The following is a 16,436-nucleotide window of genomic DNA, read 5'->3' as shown; positions in this document are numbered from 1 at the left end:
TGCAATCTTTTTGTATTATAGCACTTTTCGTGCCGCAATCCAATAGTCTTGGGGCATGTATACAAAATTTTTTTGCTTAGAGTACCTCGTCGCTCATCAGCAGCGCCATAATGGCCTTCTGCACGTGCAAACGGTTTTCGGCCTGATCGAAAACTACGGATTGCGGCCCTTCCAGAACCTCCTCAGTAATTTCCTCGCCGCGATGTGCAGGCAGGCAGTGCAGCACGATAGCTCCGGGACGCGCAGTGTCCAACAGCTCCTGATTGATTTGATAATTATGCAGGGCCTTGAAGCGAATCTCGCGTTCGGCCTCCTCGCCCATGCTGGTCCACACATCGGTGTACAGCACGTCGACGCCCTTAGCGGCCTTAAACAAATCCTCCTCCACGGTAATAGTACAGCCGGTATGGGAAGCGTCCTCCTGCGCCAAACGCAGCACCTCCGGATCGGGCTGATAGCCCTGCGGGCTGGCGCAGACCATGTTCATGCCCACCTTAGCGCAGGCGAACATCAGAGAATGAGCCATATTATTGCCGTCGCCCACATATACCAGCTTACGGCCCTTTAAAACCTCCATCTTTTCCTGAATGGTAAACATATCGGTCAGTGCCTGGCAGGGATGCAGCAAATCCGTTAAACCGTTAATAACGGGTACCGTTGCATATTTAGCCAGCTCGATTACGGAATCATGGGAAAAGGTGCGAATCATGATGCCGTCCACAAAGCGGGAAAGCACCCGCGCCGTATCGCGCACAGGCTCGCCGCGGCCAATCTGGGAGGAAGCATCGCTTAAATAAATAGGATGACCGCCCAGCTGCCAGAAGCCTACCTCAAAGGAGGTTCTGGTGCGGGTGGAAGCCTTGGAAAACAGCATAGCCAAGGTCTTACCCTTCAAATACTGATGCGGCTCACCGGCCTTTTGCCTGCGTTTCAGCTTTTTAGCCACATCTAAAATCGTAGCCACCTCGCCTACGGACAAATCGTGAATCGAAATTAAATCTTTATTCTTTAAGCCCATTTTTTACCCTCTCAATCACATCACAGCGCAGCCAGAGCTTTATCCAAAGCAGCCACTATAGTATCTATTTCTTCTTTACTGATAATCAACGGCGGAACCAAACGAATAACATTGCCCGCAGTGCAGTTGACCACTACATGGTTAGCCAGGCAGCTTTCCACCACAGGCTTGCCCTCGCCTGCCACCTCTACGCCCAAAATCAGCCCGCGTCCGCGCACGTCCTTCACCTTAGCGGGATATTTGGCTTGCAGCTTGAGCAGCTCTTCCATAAAATATGCGCCCTTTTCCGCTACCTTGTCCACCAAATTTTCGGAACGAATGGTAGCCAGCGTAGCGTAAACGGCAGCGCAGGCCAACGGATTGCCGCCGAAGGTGCCGCCGTGATCGCCGGGTTTGAACACATGGGCCAAACGCTCCGGCACGGCAAAGCCTGCTACCGGAAAGCCGCCGCCGATGCCCTTGGCAAAGGTAATTACGTCCGGCTTCACACCGCTGTGCATATAAGCAAACCATTTGCCGGTACGGGCAACTCCGGTCTGCACCTCGTCAAAAATCAGCAGAGCGTCGTATTTATCGCACAGGGTGCGCACCTGCTGCAAATATTCGTCGCTGGGCACATGTACGCCGCCCTCGCCTTGAATGGGCTCCAGCAGAACTGCGCACACATCCTCGTCCATAACGGCCTCCAAGGCCTTAATATCGGCGTAAGGAACCAGCACATGACCGGGGCTCAGCGGACCGTAGCCCACATGGTAATAATCGTGGCCCGTGGCAGCCAGCGTATCAAAGGTGCGTCCATGGAACGATTCATCGGCGGAAATAATTTTATATTTCGTGGGCGACTTAGACACGCCGTATTTACGCGCCAGCTTCATTGCGCCCTCATTGCCCTCCGCGCCGCAGTTAGCGAAGAAGACGCGGTCCATGCCGGTGGCTTCTGCCACCAGGCGCACGGCCTTAGCCTGAATTTCAGTATAATACAAGTTGGAGCAGTGCATAATTTTAGCCGCCTGCTCGGCAACAGCCTTCACCAGTACCGGATGATTATAGCCTAAAGAATTTACGGCAATACCGGCAAAAGCGTCGATATACTCATTGCCTTCATTGTCATAAATTTTACAGCCCTGCCCGTGATCCAGCACCATATCGTATCTGCCGAAAACGGGCAGATAATATTTTTCCGTCTGCTCGACAACAGTTTTCTTATCCATATCGCACCCTCTCTCTTAGCGTAAAAAATATAACAAAGGACCGACGCCAGCATCGGCCCCTTGCTTAAAGTGTCATTATTAGATTTCTTTAACGACCTCAGTGCCCACGCCCTCGTCGCTGAAAATTTCCATAAGGATGGTGTGCTCGGCACGGCCGTCGATAATATGAGTCTTTTTAGCGCCGCCGGACAAAGCGGTAATGCAGGCGCGAACCTTCGGAATCATGCCGCCGTCGATTTTACCGCGGATAATCAGCTCCTGCGCCTTTTCAAAGGTCAAGGTAGAAATAAAGCTGTTCTCATCGCGGTAATCGGAATAAATGCCGCGCACGTCGGTCAGCACCAGCAGCTTTTCAGCCTTCAAAGCGCCGGCAATCTCACCAGCAACGCTGTCGGCGTTAATATTATAGGTTTCGCCCTGCGCGCCTACGCCGGTAGGAGCGATTACAGGAATAAAGCCGTTATCCAGCAGGCAGTCGATCAATTCGGTGTTAATATGCTCAACATTGCCTACATAACCGATATCTACAAGATTTACTTCGCCGTTTTCATATACGTCTGCTAAATGCTTTTTAGCGCAGATCAGCTTAGCGTCCTTGCCGTTCAAGCCGACTGCCTTGCCGCCTAAAGTATTCAGGCGTGCTACCAAATCGGTATTGATTTTGCCTACCAAAGCCATTTCAGCGATGCCAACGGATTCAGCGTCGGTTACGCGCAGGCCGCTGACAAATTCGCTCTTTTTACCGGCCTGCACCAGCATACGGGTGATTTCCGGGCCGCCGCCGTGTACCACAACGGGGCGCATACCTGCGCATTGCAGGAACACGATATCCTGCAGCACCTTATTTTTCAGCTCATCGTTCAGCATAGCGTTGCCGCCGTATTTAACAACGATGGTTTTATTTTTGAAATCGCTCAGGTACGGTAAGGCCTCCACTAAGGTTTGTACTTGATTGTCGTTCATTAACATTGTAAAATCCTCCTTTATATTTAATATTTAATCAGGTATGATATTCGCCGTTGATTTTTACATATTCATAGCTGAAATCGCAGGTCCAGACTGTAGCCGCAGCGTCGCCTGCCGCCAAGTCAATAGTCATGGAAATATCGTGCTCCGCCATGGTAGGAGCCAGCTTTTCGGCAGGCACATTGCAGTTCATGCCGTTTTCCACCAAGCGAATGCCGCCGATTTCCAAATTTACTTTTTCCGCAGTCATAGCCGCGCCGCTGTATCCTGCTGCGCAGACAATGCGTCCCCAGTTAGGGTCTTCGCCGAAGAAAGCGGTCTTTACCAGCGGAGATTTAGCTATCGCCATAGCCGCCGTTTTGGCGTCCTCCCAGGAGGCTGCGCCAATTACGTTGACCTCCAGGAATTTTGTAGCGCCTTCGCCGTCGCGGGCTATCATCTTTGCCAGGTCGGTAGCGCAGGCCGTCAGCGCTTCAAAGAAGGCCGGATAATCAGGATGCTCCTCGGATAAAATAATCTCATTTTCTGCCAAGCCGTTAGCCAGCACAATCATGCTGTCGTTAGTGCTGGTATCGCCGTCCACCACTACCATATTAAAGGATTTATCGGCAGCGGCTTTTACAGCGCGCTTCAACACGTCGGGAGCGATAGCTGCGTCCGTAGTGATAAAGGTCAGCATAGTAGCCATATTTGGATGAATCATGCCCGCACCCTTAGCGATACCGGCGATCTTCACCGTTTTACCGCCGATTTCCGCTTCATAAGCAGCCCGTTTGATAAAGGTATCTGTGGTTTGAATAGCCATAGCACAGCTTTCGCCTTCGCATTCGTCCATACTGTCCACAGCGTCGGCAATGCCCGTCAGCAGCTTATCCATGGGCAAAAACTGCCCGATAACGCCGGTGGAGCACACAAAAACCTCCTGCGGCTCGATGCCCAGCAGCTCCGCCGCATGAGCCTGCATTTTTTTTGCGTCGTCCAAGCCTTGGGCGCCGGTGCAGGCGTTAGCACAGCCGCTGTTGACCACTATGGCCTGAGCGTAGCCCTGCTTATTGACCTCGCGGCAGACCAGCACAGGAGCCGCGCACATTTTATTTTGGGTAAATACTGCGCCGCAGGCAGCGGGCACGGTGCTGTAAATTACAGCCACGTCATGATTGCCGCTGGCTTTAATGCCGGCCTTCACGCCGGCGGCCAAAAAGCCTTGGGGAGCAGTAACCCAGCCTTCAATCTTTTTCATGCTTTTCCCTCTTTTATTATCAATATTTTATACGCTTAGGGTACAATGGGCAGCTGGCGCAGTCCGGCGGTTTCGTCCAAGCCGAACATGACGTTCATATTCTGCACCGCCTGTCCCGCAGCGCCCTTGACCAGATTATCGATGCAGTTCATCACGATAATGCGGCCTGTGCGCTTGTCCGTCTGCCAGCCCAAATCAACATAATTGGAGGCGCGGACATTTTTCAGCTCCGGACAGCCGCCCTTACCGCGCAGGCGAATGAAAAATTCCTTACCGTACATGGCCTGGTAAGCCTCTTCAATCTGCGCGTCCGTAACGCCCTCCTTCAGCTGGCCGTAGCAGGTAGCTAAAATTCCTCTGTCCACCGGCAGCAAATGGGGCGTAAACTGAATAACCACCGGCTCTCCGGCAAATTCGCTGTAAACTTGCTCTATTTCCGGCGTATGACGGTGAGTCGCCACGCCGTAAGCCTTAAAGCTTTCGTTGACGCTGCAATACAGGCTGCCTGCTTTCAAGCTGCGGCCTGCTCCCGTAGTACCGGACTTAGCGTCCACAATAATTCCCTGAAGCTCGATTAAATCGTATTTCAGCAGCGGCACCATAGCCAGAATACTACAAGTGGTATAGCAGCCGGGATTAGCCACCAGCTGCGCGCCGCGTACCTGCTCCCGGTACAGCTCCGTCAGGCCATAAACAGCCTGGGCCTCCGGGTCCTCGTGCTTCACCTTGTACCATTCTTCAAAAACGCGGTAATCCTTAAATCTATAATCGCCGCCAAGATCGATGATTTTGGTTTTACTGCCGCGCAGCCTTTTGCCAATCTTCATGGCATGACCGTGAGGCAGGGCGATAAAAATTACGTCGCTGTTGGCAGCAATAGCCTCAATATCCTGCATCGACGTCAAATTTTTCACAATACGCCCGGATAAATGGGGATACATGCTGGCAATAGCTTCACCTGTACTGCTTTCGGAAGTAATCGCGGCAATTTCCGCCTCCGGATGTCCATCCAGCAGCCGCAAAAGCTCTACGCCTGCGTAACCGGTTGCCCCGATAACACTTGCTTTCATATACATCCTCCTTTACGTTTGATAATTATACATCCAACCTGCATAACATTGCAAGTGCTGTGCAAGGTTTTTTGTAAAAAGGGCAAGAAACACTCATCCATTTTATGATATATATTTTACTACGCCCGCGTGGATTTTCCTAGCATTTTTTATGTATTCTTTTGCCAAAAAATATATTTCCTGCTACAATATAATGAAGAAGTACAAGCGAGGTATGAGCATGATAAAAACACTGGTAATGGCGCTCCTGATTTTTGCCGGCATGGTCGGCTACGACGCGCTTACGGATAAGCCCCAGCCTGTCGCACCCGCGCAGCAGCAGGAGGAAAAAGTGAATAAGCATGAAAAAGCGGCCGCTATGGCGCTCTTTGTCAGCCTGCTGCCGCCTAAAGAGGAATGGCCGTCGCCTATGCAGAAATTTTATCTGGCCTTCAATATGGACGAGGTAATCGACCCTATCCGTCAAAGCCCAGACTGGACGGCTCTGGACGCTATGAACCAGAATATACCCCAGGCGCTGATAGCCATTGAGGATCACGCCTTTTACGAGCATGGCGCTATCGCCGTAGACGGCATTCTGCGCGCTCTGCTGGTGAACATCAGCGCGGGCGAAGTAGTGCAGGGCGGCAGCACACTGACACAGCAATTTGTCAAAAATGTTTTTCTTACCCACGAGCAAAGCATGGAGCGCAAAATTGAGGAAGCTATTCTTTCCCTTATGCTGGAGGATAACTATACCAAGGACGAAATTTTAGAGCTTTACTTAAACACCACCTATTTTGGAGCAGGGGCCAACGGCATTAAGCAGGCCGCCGCCAAATATTTCGGCAAGGCTCCCTCCGCTATGACGCTGGCCGAGGCCGCCGTCATAGCCGCTCTGCCCTACGCCCCCAGCGCCCTCAATCCGCTGGAAAATCCTCAGGGCTGCAAGGAGCGCCAGCTGTTGGTTTTGACTTCCATGCATAAATATGGACTGATTAACCAAGCCCAGCTGGCCGAAGCCAAAGCCGAAAAAATTTACTTGACTAACGGCACAGCTCTGTAAAATTTGATGTTTTTCGTTATAAGACAAACAGAAAAGGTTCGACTGATAAGCTGTTGTCCCTAAAAAATATCGTTAAAAAATGACCGCAAGCTTTCAAGCTGCGGTTATTTTTGCGTTTTTCGATTTTTCTACCTATCTCAACAATGCTTCAAACTCATTATTCAATTTGTTTTCTGCGTTTACGACCTTTGCCGCCGCCTGCTTGTGCCAATTTATATTCTGCGCTAAAGCTTTATCCGCCTGCGCAAACATAATTTTTAATTCCGCAGGCTGCGGCCCGCCCTTAACGGCACGGTTATTAACGATAGCCACAGGGTTCAGGCAGGCGCGAAATTCCGTTTCTGTCAGCGGCAGCTTCTGCGGCAGAGCTGCGTCCTCCTGCGCCAGCCGTTGGTAAATAGTGCAGGCGTCCGCATAAGCGAACTCGGAAGGCGGAATATTATGTGCCCGCGCATAAGTAACTATTTCCGACGCAAAATGATGGCCCGTGCGGAATGGAACCTCATATTTACGCATCAGCTCGTCGGCGATTTCCTGCGAGCAGGTCCAGTCCAGATTAAGCTCCTCTAAAGCCCGCTCCGGATTAACCTCCAGCGCATTAAGGATTTTATTAAACTGCTTGACCACGCTGATGGTCTGACGGGTAATGCCGTCCGTCCCGCGCAGCCGCCCGTCGGCCATACCGGCAGGAATATTATGAGCTCGGAAAACGCCGCCCACCGCCGTACCTAACAATGTTGAACAATCGGTGCGCGCCTTGTTCAGAATGCCGGGATTGCGCTTCTGCGGCATAGCGCTGGAAACATAGGTATTGCCGTCGCCCTCACGCAGCAAAATCCAAGGCCGCGGCTGCGCATACTGCTGCATAATTTCTTCAATAAAGCTGCCCATGTGGATAGCAATGCTGCTGGCCACAGCCCCCATTTCCACCGGCGCTTCCTGAGGGAATACCTGTCCGGCATCATAGGTATTGTAGGCAATTTCATCAAAGCCCAATAAATTTGCCATGCGGTCCCTGTCCAAGGGCCAGCCCGTGCCGTTCAGCACTGTTGCGCCCATAGGCGAACGGTTTAAACGCTTGTAATAGGCCTGCAAGCGCTGCATATCCCTGTCAAACGCCGCATTATAAGCCAAAAGGTAGTGGGCAAAGCTGTTGGGCGGGGCAGCCACACCGTTAGTATAATTCGGGAGAATAGTCTTTTGCTGCTTCTCCGCCAAATTCAGCAGGCTGCGCTGCATCTCGTTCAGCGCCACAGCCAGCTCCAGTAGCTGCTCTCTTTGCATAGCCAGGCTAACCGTCGTCAGCATATCCTGACTGGAACGGCCTGCATGCAGCTTGGTTATTTCCGACCCGGCAGTGTCGATTAGCAAAGGCTCAAAGGTTATTACCAGACCAGGGCGCTGTCCGCCGTTCTCGTTCCCCTGCTCCAAAACCTTTTGCAGGCCTATGGCAAATCTATGCCCCTGCTCCGGCGTCAACAGCCCATCGTCAGTATTGATAACGGCAGTCGCCTTATTTATCTGCCCCAACCAGTAAAAATTATCGCGCGCTGCCGCTTCGCCTGCTGCGCAGTTCAGCGCCATTCCGCTCACTGCGCACAGCAGCAGCGCGGCTAGAAATTTTTTCATATCAAGTCGCTCCCTTCTGACCAAATGGTTTTATATGCAAGCATTACATCACCTTAACCACGGCTCTCGCTTCGCCTGCATGCGCACTGTGTGTATAAATTATATCACATTTACCTTACAAAAACAGTAACGGGACCAGCCCGCACGCCAGTCCCGTTATTTTTATCTTTTATTCGCTTCCCTCAGCAGAATATGAGCCAGCACCTCTACGCCGCGGCAAATATCCTCGCTCTTGGCAAACTCTGCCGGATTGTGGCTGATACCGCCGCGGCAGGGAATAAAAATCATCGTCGCAGGCGCCAGCTTCGCCATATTCATAGCGTCATGCCCTGCGCCGCTGTTCATATGCAGATAGCTGTATCCCAATTCACGGCAAATCGTTTCGCTCTGCTGCGCCAAAGCGCCGCTTAACGCCACCAGCTTATCCGCCGTCAGCATTTCCCAAGTAATAGTCACGCCGTCCGCAGCGGCAACTACGTCGGCCTGCTGCCGCACCGCCGCCAGAGTGCGCTCAATACTGGCGCAATCCACGCCGCGCACATCCACCCACAGCGTAACGGCTCCGGGCACAACATTGATGGAGCCGGGCTCTACCTCTACCACGCCCACGGTTCCTACCGTGCCATGCTCCTTCTCATTAGTGGCAATCTCGTTAACCGCTAAAATCAGCTTAGCGGCAGCCACCAGCGCGTCGCGCCGCATCCCCATAGGCGTTGCGCCCGAATGGTCGGCCATGCCCTGCACATACAGCTTAAAGCGCGTCGGCGCGGCAATATTATGGACAATGCCTATCTGATGTTTCGTTTCCTCCAAAACCTTGCCCTGCTCGATATGCAGCTCGCTGAAGCTGCTGTAGCAGCCCTGCTGCAGGACTGCCTTGGTATATTTATCAGGGTCGCAGCCCCACTGCCGCAGCGCTTCAATAAAAGAAATATCGCCTTTTTTCGCACTTTTATTTAAGGAAACGGGCGTCGCCAAGCCCGTCATCAATTTGCTGCCCATAGTGGCAAAGCCAAAGCGGCTGGATTCCTCCGCTCTGAAAATAATAACCTCAATACTGCGCGTCAGGCTTTCGTCCTTCAGCATATATAACGCCTCCAACGCGCCCACTACGCCGCACATACCGTCGTAAGCGCCGCCGTGAATCACCGTATCCAAATGGCTGCCGCAGGCAACCGGCGGCAGCTGCGGCTCTGTGCCCTCGCGCCGCAAAAAGACGTTGCCCACAGCGTCCTCCCGCATGGTCAGCCCTAAATCTGCCACCTGACGCAGCAGCCAGTTTTGCGCTTCCCTGTCCAGGGCGCTGTAGCCCAATCGGGTAATGCCCTCCGCGGTGGCACCGAACTGCGCCAGTCCGGCCAACAAATTATCTACTCGTGCTTTATTGATTGCTTGCATGATACTGCCTCCTCATTTGTATAACCCACAACTAAATAAACAATAAACAACTAAAATCATTATACGTCCCCTAAGGCGATTGCGCAAGACGCTTCTTTCGCAGAAATAGCTTGCATTTCCTTCTGTTTCAACATAAAATTAGTAATAGAAAATTTTAAGAAAAGAGGTTTTCTTCATGGAACACAAAGTAATTCAAGTTGAAGAACGGCCGCCGCTGCTGCTTAACATTCCTCTGAGCATGCAGCATCTTTTTGCCATGTTCGGCTCCACCGTTCTCGTACCCTTTTTATTTAAGGTCAGTCCCACTACCTGCCTCTTTATGAACGGCTTGGGCACCTTGCTGTATATCTTTTTAACCAAAGGCAAGATTCCCTCCTATCTGGGTTCCAGCTTCGCCTTTATTTCGCCGGTGCTGCTGATTATTTCCAACTCCAGCTACAGCCACGCGCAATCCGGCTTTATCGTTTTCGGCCTGCTCTTCATGCTTTTCTCGCTGATTATTCATTATGTAGGCACTAAATGGATTGACGTAATCTTCCCTCCTGCCGCCATGGGCGCTATCATCGCCGTTATCGGCCTGGAGCTGGCTCCTACTGCCGCAGGCATGGCCGGCCTGACCGGCGATAATATCGTCGCCGCCAACATCGCCGTATCTATGTTCACACTTGCAGTCGGCGTTATCGGCTCCGTAGCCTTCCGCGGCTTTATGAGTATTATCCCCATTCTTTTCGGCGTTATCTGCGGCTATATTTTCGCCGCCTTCATGGGTATGGTCAACTTCCAGCCCATTATCGACGCTCCCTGGTTCCAGGTGCCGCATTTTTACGCTCCCGTCTTTGATCTCAGCGCCATTATGATTATCGCTCCCGCAGCGCTGGTAGTTATGGCGGAACATATCGGCCACTTAGTCGTTACCGGCAATATCGTCGGCCGCGACCTCATTAAAGACCCCGGCCTTTCCCGCTCCATGTTTGCCGACGGTTTATCCAACGTCATCAGCGGCTTTGCCGGCGCTACGCCCAACACCACCTACGGTGAAAACATCGGCGTTATGGCCATCACCAAGGTTTACAGCACCTGGGTAATCGGCGGCGCTGCCGTTATGGCCATCATTCTTTCCTTCTGCGGCAAACTTTCCCAGCTGATTCACAGCATTCCCGTACCGGTTATGGGCGGCATCTGCATTTTGCTCTTCGGCGTTATCGCCTCCTCCGGCATCCGCGTGCTGGTAGAAAGCAAGGTGGATTACAGCAAGTCTGCCAATCTGGTCATGACCTCCGTTATTATGATTATCGGCCTGTCCGGCGCTAAGCTGTCCTTCGGCGCTTTTTCCGTACAGGGCATGGTGCTGGCAACGCTGGTCGCCATTATTATGAGCCTGCTCTTTAAGCTGTTCCAATATCTGCATCTGATGGACGAATTTTAAACCCTAAAGAAAATGCCTGCATACCTTCATGGTATACAGGCATTTTTGCTTGCTCAGAAAAGAGAGTCCATAATCGGTTCTGCAGGCGGAACTTCCTGCTGGTGCTCGCATAGCGTAATACTGCCGCGGCTCACCTCGCCGCATTGCAGCTTATACAGCGCCGCCAGCTGGCGAAAATCCTGCGCCGGAGTTTTTGCCAGTACAGCGTTGATAATAGCGGCACAGGCTCGGGCATCGTCCAAAGCCTGATGATGCTGAAATTTAAAGCCCACATATGCGGCTACATAATCCAGGCTGAAGCGCTCTAAAAAAGGAAAGGCCTGCTTAGCCAACAGCCAGCTGCACAAAAAATCAAAATCCGGCAGCGGCAGATAATACGCCTCCAGCGTACTGCGCAGCACATTAACGTCAAATTTTGCAAAATGGGCTACTACCTGTTTATTTTGCAGACGCGGTAAAATTTCCGGCCACAGCTCCTTGAAGCTGGGCTTATCCAAGACCATCTCCTGCGTAATACTGTTGACAGCAATATTATCGGGGTCAAAATATAAATATTTCGGACGAATCAGCTGATAATATTCATCAACAATACGCCCGTCCTTAACCGTTACCAAGCCAATGGAGCAGGCGCTGTTGCGGCTCTTATTGGCGGTTTCAAAATCTAATGCGACAAATTCCATGAATACCTCCTGGGTTTGTATGAATTTAATTGATACCAATATCATACCACGCAGCGTAAAATCTCTCAATAATTATAGCAAGCATTTTGCAGCAAAATATGCTATACTAATAATAAGAAATACTACAGACAGATACTCAAGGAGGTCGCTATGGATACAAGAGTTGCCGTTATTTCCATCATCGTTGCTCAGGAAGAATCTGTAGCACGGCTCAACAGCCTGCTGCACGATTATGCACAATATATCATCGGTCGTATGGGTCTGCCCTATCGCGCCAAGGGCGTAAATATTATTTGCGTAGCCGTTGACGCTCCCCGCGATATTATCAGCGCCCTTTCCGGCAAGCTGGGCGAGCTTCCCGGCGTAACGGCCAAAACCGCCTATGCCAATGTTGAAGGCGCCGCTAAGGAGTAAGCTTATGCTGAATATTCTCTTCGCACTATTTCTTTTCGGTATGCTGGTATCGCTGTGCGTCAAAGCGTTCATGCGCGCTCTGAATAATCAGGAGCCGCTGAACGCCAAAGAAGCGGCGCTGCTTGTAGCCCTTTCCATAGGCTGCCTTGTCGCCCTCAGCGCCGGGGCCAACGCCGTATACCGCACGCCGCTGATCTTCTTTTAACGCCTGACATTAAAAGCCCACGCCTAAACAGACGTGGGCTTTTTGCTGCTTTACAGCCAATTACGTTCTATTTCGGCTTGTAAGGCGTCAAACATTTTCAAATATTTATTTTTAGTATCTTCAATAATAGCCTTGGCTACAGCCTCATTATAGGAATGAGCAACATTATTTCTGGAAGCCAGAGCATCCAGCCACAGCTGCTCATCATGCAGCATACCGGCAGCATAGGCACATTTCAAAATCATACGCGGCGACCCCAGCTTTTCAGCAAGATAACCCTGATCCTCCAATATTTCCTTCATGGCTTTCCAGCTTTGCTCAAAGCAAAGCCCATACAGGGAAGCCATACCGGTCAAGGTTATTGCGTTATATTCTCCTTGAAAGCTTTCCAGCTCATGCAGATTTTCTAAGGCCCTGCAAAAATTAGCATATTTTTTCATAAAGTATAATCCCCTCTTGCTCGATTGCCTGCAGCAGCTCCTGCTGTACCGCTCCATCCAAAGAAACTATATCCAGCTGCAGCAGCGTAGGCAGCTCCTCATCCGCCGCAGCGGCAAAAGCGCTGACATTGCCGCCGCTGACAGCCAAATCGATGTCGCTGCGCTCCTTATAATCTCCGCGAGCACGGGAGCCGAATAATATCAGCCTGTGCAAACCATAATATTGTGCTATAGCTGCAAGGGCCTGCAATAGCTGCGGTTTTAATCCATACATTAGCAAGGCTCCTTGACAAAGTAAAAAGCGCCCACAAAGCATAAGCTCTGCGAGCGCTTTTAATCCACCTTATATAATTTAACAGATCGATCTCTGACAATAGCTGGTGGAGGTGAGGGGAGTCGAACCCCTGTCCGAAAATATTGCCATACAACTTTCTCCGAGCGCAGACGACATATTGCATTTCGCTTCCTAAATGCCTATCGACGGGCGTCCAGGTCGCTATCCCGCAGAGTTTCCCGTAAGGCCCACGGGAGTCGGCCATACAGTATCCTACATATTGACTGTCATTCTTCGCCTATAGGAAGAGCTCAGATGACAGTTAGCAGTTAAGCTGCTAAAGCGTATTCTTTATCAGCGTTTATATTTAAACGTCCCAACAGTTAACGTGTGCCGGACCACGGCTCGCTTATCATACCGCACCTATCCCCGTCGAAACCAGTACACCCCCGACTTAGAATGTATTGGTCGAAAATAAGCGCTCATACGCTTTTTCTGCCTAATATTGTACCATGGCGCAAGGGAAAAAGCAACGCACATTTCTGTGAAATGTCAAAAGGACAAACCTAGCGGCTGCGCTCCTTCAGCGCCCGCTCCATTTCACGCTTAGCGTCACGCTTAGCCATGTCCTGACGCTTATCGTAATTTTTCTTGCCCACCGCCAAAGCCAGCTCCAGCTTTACCAGCCCGCGCTTAAAATACAGCTTGAGCGGCACTAAAGCATAGCCCTTTTCCTTCACCTTACCAATGAGCTTATTGATTTCCTGGCGGTGCAGCAGCAAACGACGGCTGCGCAAAGGGTCATGGTTAAAAATATTACCATGATCGTAAGGGCTGATGTGCAGATTATACACAAAGACCTCTGCCCGGCGCGTCACCTGGGCATAGCTGTCCTTCATATTGGCTCTGCCTGCCCGCAGCGATTTTACCTCCGTACCGGTCAGCGCAATGCCTGCCTCAAAGGTTTCGTAAATAGTAAAGTCGTGCCTCGCCTTACGGTTTTCTGCAATAATCTTAATTCTTTCTTCTGCCATAATCTATTATTTCTTCTTTCTGCGCTTCTTGGATTTATCCGCAGGCTTGCCATGCTTGCCGCTGCGGCGTCCCGGCTGCTTATTCTTCAAGCCCTTGCTGCGCTCGTGCTTTTTCTTATTGGTTTCAGCGCTCAAAGCGACGCGCTGGCTGCTGAATCCCTTGGCAGGCTTCTGCTTGGACAGCAGCTGCTGACGGATATGCTCTCGCACGCCTGCGTTTTCTCCCGCCATAATAAAATCGATGGCTACGTCGCTGATATTAACCTGCAATACCTCGATGCGCACCTTATCGCCCAAACGGTAAACATGGCCCGTATGCGTACCTACCAGCGCATAACGCTCCTCGAAAAATTCGTAATAATCGTCCATCAGGCTGGAAATATGCACCAAGCCCTCCACGCCGTTGGCCAGCTCTACGAACATGCCGAAGGCCGTAACGCCGGAAATAACGCCGTCATATTCCTCGCCGATATGCTCGGCCATATACTCGCATTTTTTCAGCTCTACCGTAGCGCGCTCGGCATCGGCAGCGGCGCGTTCACGAATAGAGGAATGCTCAGCAATCATGTCCAGCTTTTCCGTCAGCGGCTCAACCTCGCTGCTTTTCAGCTTAGGCGCCTGCAGCCATTGCCGCAGCAGACGATGAACGATCAAATCAGGATAACGGCGGATAGGCGAAGTAAAATGCGTATAATATTTAGCCGCCAAACCAAAATGCCCGATATTATCCGTCTGATACACAGCCTGCTTCATAGAGCGCAGCGCTACCGTAGTAATCAGCCGTTCCTCCGGCCTGCCGGCTATCGCCTTAACGGCCTGCTGCACCTCCTTGGGCTTTGTTTCCTCGCTCACACGGAACTTGACGTTAAAATTAGCCAGCAGCTTTGCCAGCTCCTGCATTTTATCCTCCGCAGGCACGTCATGGACACGGTAAACGAAAGGCCAACGCTGCTTAAACATATGCTGAGCCACGGTTTCGTTAGCCGCCAGCATAAATTCCTCAATGATGGATTCTGCATTGCCATGAATACGCTGAACGATTTCGATAGGATGCAGCTTTTCATCCAAAATAACCTTTTGCTCCGGCAAATCAAAATCCACTGCTCCGCGGCGGGCGCGTTTATCGTGCAGTATCTGGCGCAGCTCATCCATCTTCGCCAGCATGGGCACAACATCCTCATAACGCTGGCACAGCTCCTTATCGCCAGCTAAAACAGCGCGCACAATATTATAACTCAAGCGATGGCGCACATTGATAACCGCAGGGAAGATTTCGTAGCTCAGCACCGCGCCCTTGCCGTCGATATGCATTTCGCAGGCCATAGTCAGGCGGTCTTCGCCGGCGTTCAAGCTGCAAATACCATTGGACAAACGCTCCGGCAGCATGGGCAGCACCCTGTCCACCAAATAAACGCTAGTCCCGCGCTCCCGCGCTTCTTTATCCAGCACGCTGTCTTCCGTCACATAATAGCTGACGTCGGCAATATATACGCCCAGCAGAAATTCCTCCTTGCCAATTTGCTCCACATACACGGCGTCGTCCAGGTCCTTGGCGTCCTCGCCGTCCACCGTTACCACAGTACGGCCGCGCAGGTCGCGCCGCCCTGCCAGCTCGCTCTTTTTAATCGTTTTCGGCACTTTGCGGGAGGCAGCCAAAACCTCCTCCGGAAATTCCAGCGGCAAATCGTTCTGCTTAATAATGGACAAAATCTCCAGGCCCACGTCGCCCAAATTACCTAAAATCTCAGTAACCTTGCCCTCGGCCTTGCGGTGCTCCTGGGGCCAGGCAGTAATTTCTACCACTACCTTCTGCCCGTCCTGCGCCTTATTAAAATCGCGCTTCATCACGTACACGTCCTGCCCGATGCGCTTATCATCCGGCGTTACGAATGCAAAGTCGCCGCTTTGATGGAAAACGCCTACCACCTTATTATTAGCGTGAACGATAATGCGCAGAATTTCGCCCTCCGGCTTTTTGCCATGTGTATCGTTATTCACGCGCGCCAGTACCCGGTCGTTATTCATAGCTCCGTTCAAAGAACGTGGCGGAATAAACACATCGGGCCTGTCACCCTTATTATCGGGAATAACAAAGCCGAAGCCCTTGCTGGTCAGCTGAAAGCGTCCGGCCACCAGGCCCATTTTTTCCGGCAAACCGTAGGTATCAAAACGGGTCTTGATAATCTCGCCGTTTTGCTCCAAGGCCAGCAGCTCCTGCCAAAAGTCAGTAGCGCTGCATTCTCCGGCCAGCGCGTCCAGTAGCTCCTCCGCCGTCAGCGGCGCATAGCTGCCGTCGCGCATCAAATTTAAAATTTTCTCATGAATTTTCTTATGCATAACCTAAATACCTTTCATGCTTTCGCATAACAAACGACCAAGGCTGCTT

At 51.5% G+C, this 16,436-nt stretch carries 16 protein-coding genes and 1 other RNA gene; 4 read left to right on the top strand and 13 right to left on the bottom strand.

Annotated elements, in window-relative coordinates; genetic code table 11:
- Positions 1 to 76: 76 nt before the first annotated feature.
- From argF to argC, 5 genes are all read right to left on the bottom strand, one after another.
- Entirely contained in the window at positions 77 to 1,018 is a 942-nt protein-coding gene (argF, locus tag QZ105_RS00530) for an ornithine carbamoyltransferase (RefSeq protein WP_293727892.1), read from the bottom strand.
- Positions 1,019 to 1,038: 20 nt separating this feature from the next.
- Positions 1,039 to 2,229, bottom strand: a complete 1,191-nt coding sequence (locus QZ105_RS00525; protein ID WP_293727891.1) for an aspartate aminotransferase family protein — start codon at positions 2,227 to 2,229, stop codon at positions 1,039 to 1,041.
- A gap of 78 nt (positions 2,230 to 2,307) precedes the next feature.
- Positions 2,308 to 3,198 (bottom strand): acetylglutamate kinase, encoded by an 891-nt coding sequence (argB, locus tag QZ105_RS00520; protein ID WP_293727890.1) that lies wholly within the window; start codon positions 3,196 to 3,198, stop codon positions 2,308 to 2,310.
- Positions 3,199 to 3,229: 31 nt separating this feature from the next.
- The gene (gene argJ, locus QZ105_RS00515; RefSeq protein WP_293727889.1) at positions 3,230 to 4,435 is read right to left on the bottom strand and encodes a bifunctional glutamate N-acetyltransferase/amino-acid acetyltransferase ArgJ; all 1,206 of its coding nucleotides are present in this window, start codon (positions 4,433 to 4,435) and stop codon (positions 3,230 to 3,232) included.
- Positions 4,436 to 4,470: 35 nt separating this feature from the next.
- Positions 4,471 to 5,505: an N-acetyl-gamma-glutamyl-phosphate reductase gene (argC, locus tag QZ105_RS00510; protein WP_293727888.1), complete on the bottom strand. Its 1,035-nt coding sequence runs from the start codon at positions 5,503 to 5,505 to the stop codon at positions 4,471 to 4,473.
- 220 nt (positions 5,506 to 5,725) lie between these two features.
- Between argC and QZ105_RS00505 the strand changes: the two genes are divergently transcribed.
- A complete protein-coding gene (locus QZ105_RS00505; protein ID WP_293727887.1) occupies positions 5,726 to 6,550 on the top strand; it encodes a transglycosylase domain-containing protein in 825 nt (274 codons plus the stop codon).
- A 132-nt stretch (positions 6,551 to 6,682) separates the two neighbouring features.
- Here the strand turns inward: QZ105_RS00505 and QZ105_RS00500 are convergent, their stop codons facing one another.
- Both QZ105_RS00500 and QZ105_RS00495 read right to left on the bottom strand, forming a co-directional pair.
- Positions 6,683 to 8,179, bottom strand: a complete 1,497-nt coding sequence (locus tag QZ105_RS00500; RefSeq protein WP_293727886.1) for an argininosuccinate lyase — start codon at positions 8,177 to 8,179, stop codon at positions 6,683 to 6,685.
- A 162-nt stretch (positions 8,180 to 8,341) separates the two neighbouring features.
- A complete protein-coding gene (locus tag QZ105_RS00495; RefSeq protein WP_293727885.1) occupies positions 8,342 to 9,577 on the bottom strand; it encodes a Zn-dependent hydrolase in 1,236 nt (411 codons plus the stop codon).
- 175 nt (positions 9,578 to 9,752) lie between these two features.
- Here QZ105_RS00495 and uraA point away from each other — a divergent pair, with 175 nt between their 5' ends.
- Positions 9,753 to 11,003 (top strand): uracil permease, encoded by a 1,251-nt coding sequence (gene uraA / locus QZ105_RS00490; RefSeq protein WP_293727884.1) that lies wholly within the window; start codon positions 9,753 to 9,755, stop codon positions 11,001 to 11,003.
- A 53-nt stretch (positions 11,004 to 11,056) separates the two neighbouring features.
- On the opposite strand, the gene QZ105_RS00485 is transcribed toward uraA, so the two are convergent.
- On the bottom strand, positions 11,057 to 11,683 hold the full coding sequence (locus QZ105_RS00485; RefSeq protein ID WP_293727883.1) for a 3'-5' exonuclease: 627 nt from the start codon (positions 11,681 to 11,683) through the stop codon (positions 11,057 to 11,059).
- A gap of 150 nt (positions 11,684 to 11,833) precedes the next feature.
- On the opposite strand from QZ105_RS00485, the gene QZ105_RS00480 reads away from it, so the two are divergent.
- Positions 11,834 to 12,097, top strand: a complete 264-nt coding sequence (locus QZ105_RS00480; RefSeq protein ID WP_293727882.1) for a TM1266 family iron-only hydrogenase system putative regulator — start codon at positions 11,834 to 11,836, stop codon at positions 12,095 to 12,097.
- 4 nt (positions 12,098 to 12,101) lie between these two features.
- Positions 12,102 to 12,302 (top strand): hypothetical protein, encoded by a 201-nt coding sequence (locus tag QZ105_RS00475; protein ID WP_293727881.1) that lies wholly within the window; start codon positions 12,102 to 12,104, stop codon positions 12,300 to 12,302.
- Between the two features lie 50 nt (positions 12,303 to 12,352).
- Here the strand turns inward: QZ105_RS00475 and QZ105_RS00470 are convergent, their stop codons facing one another.
- The 5 genes from QZ105_RS00470 to rnr form a co-directional block, all read right to left on the bottom strand.
- Positions 12,353 to 12,742, bottom strand: coding sequence for an HI0074 family nucleotidyltransferase substrate-binding subunit (locus tag QZ105_RS00470; RefSeq protein WP_293727880.1), 390 nt, complete (start codon positions 12,740 to 12,742; stop codon positions 12,353 to 12,355).
- Positions 12,726 to 13,016: a nucleotidyltransferase family protein gene (locus QZ105_RS00465; RefSeq protein WP_293727879.1), complete on the bottom strand. Its 291-nt coding sequence runs from the start codon at positions 13,014 to 13,016 to the stop codon at positions 12,726 to 12,728. Before QZ105_RS00465 ends, QZ105_RS00470 begins: the two co-directional genes overlap by 17 nt.
- A 104-nt stretch (positions 13,017 to 13,120) precedes the next feature.
- Positions 13,121 to 13,467: a transfer-messenger RNA gene (gene ssrA, locus QZ105_RS00460) on the bottom strand.
- 115 nt (positions 13,468 to 13,582) lie between these two features.
- Positions 13,583 to 14,050 carry an SsrA-binding protein SmpB gene (smpB, locus tag QZ105_RS00455; protein ID WP_293727878.1) on the bottom strand — a complete coding sequence of 156 codons (468 nt, stop codon included), beginning with the start codon at positions 14,048 to 14,050 and terminating at the stop codon, positions 13,583 to 13,585.
- 6 nt (positions 14,051 to 14,056) lie between these two features.
- Positions 14,057 to 16,387 carry a ribonuclease R gene (gene rnr / locus QZ105_RS00450; RefSeq protein WP_293727877.1) on the bottom strand — a complete coding sequence of 777 codons (2,331 nt, stop codon included), beginning with the start codon at positions 16,385 to 16,387 and terminating at the stop codon, positions 14,057 to 14,059.
- Positions 16,388 to 16,436: the final 49 nt, after the last annotated feature.

Origin of the sequence: uncultured Phascolarctobacterium sp., from assembly GCF_905212365.1 — a bacterium.
Lineage (GTDB): Bacteria > Bacillota > Negativicutes > Acidaminococcales > Acidaminococcaceae > Phascolarctobacterium_A.
Note: the sequence above shows the minus strand (reverse complement) of the source record. Positions and strands in the feature narration are given on the sequence as shown.

Excerpts from the sequence above, each read along its gene's own strand:
- argF (WP_293727892.1), bottom strand. The coding sequence starts at position 1,018 with ATGGGCTTAAAGAATAAAGATTTAATTTCGATTCACGATTTGTCCGTA.
- rnr (WP_293727877.1), bottom strand. The coding sequence starts at position 16,387 with ATGCATAAGAAAATTCATGAGAAAATTTTAAATTTGATGCGCGACGGC.
- uraA (WP_293727884.1), top strand. The coding sequence starts at position 9,753 with ATGGAACACAAAGTAATTCAAGTTGAAGAACGGCCGCCGCTGCTGCTT.
- QZ105_RS00480 (WP_293727882.1), top strand. The coding sequence starts at position 11,834 with ATGGATACAAGAGTTGCCGTTATTTCCATCATCGTTGCTCAGGAAGAA.
- QZ105_RS00495 (WP_293727885.1), bottom strand. The coding sequence starts at position 9,577 with ATGCAAGCAATCAATAAAGCACGAGTAGATAATTTGTTGGCCGGACTG.
- argJ (WP_293727889.1), bottom strand. The coding sequence starts at position 4,435 with ATGAAAAAGATTGAAGGCTGGGTTACTGCTCCCCAAGGCTTTTTGGCC.
- QZ105_RS00500 (WP_293727886.1), bottom strand. The coding sequence starts at position 8,179 with ATGAAAAAATTTCTAGCCGCGCTGCTGCTGTGCGCAGTGAGCGGAATG.
- argB (WP_293727890.1), bottom strand. The coding sequence starts at position 3,198 with ATGTTAATGAACGACAATCAAGTACAAACCTTAGTGGAGGCCTTACCG.
- smpB (WP_293727878.1), bottom strand. The coding sequence starts at position 14,050 with ATGGCAGAAGAAAGAATTAAGATTATTGCAGAAAACCGTAAGGCGAGG.
- argC (WP_293727888.1), bottom strand. The coding sequence starts at position 5,505 with ATGAAAGCAAGTGTTATCGGGGCAACCGGTTACGCAGGCGTAGAGCTT.
- QZ105_RS00505 (WP_293727887.1), top strand. The coding sequence starts at position 5,726 with ATGATAAAAACACTGGTAATGGCGCTCCTGATTTTTGCCGGCATGGTC.
- QZ105_RS00470 (WP_293727880.1), bottom strand. The coding sequence starts at position 12,742 with ATGAAAAAATATGCTAATTTTTGCAGGGCCTTAGAAAATCTGCATGAG.
- QZ105_RS00475 (WP_293727881.1), top strand. The coding sequence starts at position 12,102 with ATGCTGAATATTCTCTTCGCACTATTTCTTTTCGGTATGCTGGTATCG.
- QZ105_RS00485 (WP_293727883.1), bottom strand. The coding sequence starts at position 11,683 with ATGGAATTTGTCGCATTAGATTTTGAAACCGCCAATAAGAGCCGCAAC.
- QZ105_RS00525 (WP_293727891.1), bottom strand. The coding sequence starts at position 2,229 with ATGGATAAGAAAACTGTTGTCGAGCAGACGGAAAAATATTATCTGCCC.
- QZ105_RS00465 (WP_293727879.1), bottom strand. The coding sequence starts at position 13,016 with ATGTATGGATTAAAACCGCAGCTATTGCAGGCCCTTGCAGCTATAGCA.